General features: G+C 64.1%; 2 protein-coding genes. Both read right to left on the reverse strand.

Annotated features, from left to right (window positions below):
• Window positions 1-186: 186 nt before the first annotated feature.
• Entirely contained in the window at window positions 187-762 is a 576-nt protein-coding gene (locus IE157_RS12700; protein WP_239320989.1) for a maleylpyruvate isomerase mycothiol-dependent enzyme family protein, read from the reverse strand.
• 643 nt (window positions 763-1,405) lie between these two features.
• On the reverse strand, window positions 1,406-2,329 hold the full coding sequence (locus tag IE157_RS12705) for a tyrosine-type recombinase/integrase (protein ID WP_193520155.1): 924 nt from the start codon (window positions 2,327-2,329) through the stop codon (window positions 1,406-1,408).
• Between the last annotated feature and the right edge of the window lie 107 nt (window positions 2,330-2,436).

A 2,436-nucleotide genomic window follows, 5' to 3' on the forward strand; every position in this document is an offset into this window, starting at 1 on the left:
CTTGCGGACAGTGTCGTTCCTGGATGGACGGCCCTTGCCGCCACGTATCTCAGCAAGAATGCCGCCACACACCTGCAACAGTCACACCTCTGCTGGAGGTCGTCGGAGAGACGTGCAGAAACGACCGTTTTGGCTTTGTGGTCGGTAGCGCGGGAGGGCACCGCGCTACTTCATGCGTACGAGGGGTCAGGACGATGCAGGAACACTGGGGTCCCATGCCCACTCCTCTAAGCGGGGATGTTCACCAAGGGACGCCCGGCCGCAGCAGTAAAGAAATACGGCGGTGGGATCCCCATCGGGCGAGTGAGGGAAAAGACGGTTCAGTAGCGACCCGCACAGGGTTGCTGGGGGCTTCCACTCCAGGCCCAGACCACGCGCGATGTCATAGGTGTGGGCAAGGACCTCCACCGCGCCCATTGCAGCGAACCCAGGGCCGTCCGACACTCCGAAAGGGTGCCAACCCCTGGCCTGGGGGTGGGCGTTCTCAACGGCCTGCCCTAGTACGCGGCCGCACATGGCGATTGTTTCGAGGATTTGGCAGTTGGTCGCGTTTGGATCAATCACGATATCAATGGGCAGATAGCTGTCCTGGGGTTGGGCGATCACCTGCGACGCGTAGGAGAACAGGTCGTCTGCAACGTGCACCGCCGTGTCACGGCAGGACCACTCCACGTCGCCAGCGGGGACCGCCCATGAGATGCCTGCGATGTCACCTAGCAGCGACTGCATCTGCATGACCGATTCCTCAAGCACCTGCGTCATCGAGTCCACACCCGAATCCTAATGCCGTGCCCCTCGGGGGCCCTTCGCAGCGCGCCGCCTGAGGGCGCCATCCCCGGGGCCGGCACCTGGTAGTAGGCCGCCCCGACGTCTCATATCTGCTCGGAGCTTCCTTTCTTGGGCAGTTACCCCGCACACGGCTCATAGGCACGGAGTGGCCTACGCCAAGGGAGCCGCTATCGTCCCCTCTATGCAGACGAAACAGTCGGATGGCCTCTTCTCCTTCGGTACCCGGACACTACCGGCCATGCAGAGGCCCCTCTTCGATGCACCAGTACCCCAGACTCTGGCCGCCCTTTTTGGGCATGGCCTGGTGGATGTGGAGATCGCCGACTCGGAAATCGTCCGGCTCTCAGGGCTGTCTGTGCACCGGGGTCTTGCCCGGCGGTGGAAGGATCAGTGGGCGGGTCTGCGCTCACCCTGACGGCTCAACAACTAGCTGCTGCTGATACCTATGAGGTGGACGCTCATACCCGGTGACGTGTTCTGGTGTCCGAGCCGCACAACGGTGCGCGGCAGACACGCCGCGAGGTGTGGGTCTATTTTCTGTAGTCAAAATGCAGGGGCACCCACACCCACCTGTAGCAAATATCAGACCTGCAGCACCATTCTCATTCCACTGACTTCACTCGAAGAGTTGTCCGACGGTGTGGGCGCTGGAGTTGGCGAGGCGTTTCCGGGAGTGGTCGTAGCGGCGTGTGGTGCGGGGGTCCGCATGGCCGAGGGAGTCTTGGAGGTGGTGCAGGGGGACGCCGAGGTCTAGGGCGAGGGTGGCGTGGGTGTGGCGTAGCACGTGGGAGAACATCGGCTTGGTGATGCCCGCCTTGGTGGCGAGGCGGGTAAGGGTGGTGTGGGCGTTGGTCCTGGCCCAGGGGGATCCAGAGCGGGTGGTGAAGATCAACCGGTCCGCTTCCCGCCCGGTGGCCACCTCAGTCCCCAGGATCCCCACCAAAGCGTAAAGGGCCGCGGCGGTGTGCTCGGGGAGAGCAACCACGGCTTTCTTCCCACCTTTACGGCGGATCACCAACCGGTCCGATGACAACCCTGCCTGGGTGGCTGTGAGTGCCTCACTGATCCGCACCCCGGTCGAGAGCAACAAATCCACCAGAGCATGAGACCTGGGGGAATCGGCCACCGCCGTATCCAGCAAGCGCATGGCCTCCCGCCGGGTCAGGGCCGCGGTGGTGGTGTGGTCCTGGTCCACCGACGGCCGGCCCACGTACTGGGCGGGGTTCGTAGTCACCGCGTCCACGGTGATCGCGTAGGTGTAGAACGCGGAGACCGCAGCCAGCCGGCGGGCCGCAGTGGTGTCCGCGTCCCCAGCTGCCGTACGAGCCCGAGCGAAAACATCAAGGTGGGCGCGGGTGGCGGCCAGCAAGTCGACGCCGCCGGCATCGAGGAACTGGCAGAACAGCTGCGCGTCGCGGGTGTAGGAGGCCCGGGTGTTCGGTGAGGGGTAGGAGGCCACCCACGCACCGAGCAGACCCGCATGCACCCGGGCATTGGTGGTCTGCGGGTCACGGACGGTGATCTGGGTGGTCTCAACCATGAGGAGCACCCTACCGGCTGACACATGACATAACAGACATTATGTTATGTATGCAGCCTCTGTTCCGAGGCACCTGTGTTCACGGCTGCGGGGACCACTGGTGACCG

It is taken from the genome of Kocuria marina (assembly GCA_014652975.1).
GTDB lineage: Bacteria > Actinomycetota > Actinomycetes > Actinomycetales > Micrococcaceae > Kocuria > Kocuria marina.

Coding starts and splice junctions, on each gene's coding strand:
- IE157_RS12700 (WP_239320989.1), bottom strand. CDS start 762: ATGACGCAGGTGCTTGAGGAATCGGTCATGCAGATGCAGTCGCTGCTA.
- IE157_RS12705 (WP_193520155.1), bottom strand. CDS start 2,329: ATGGTTGAGACCACCCAGATCACCGTCCGTGACCCGCAGACCACCAAT.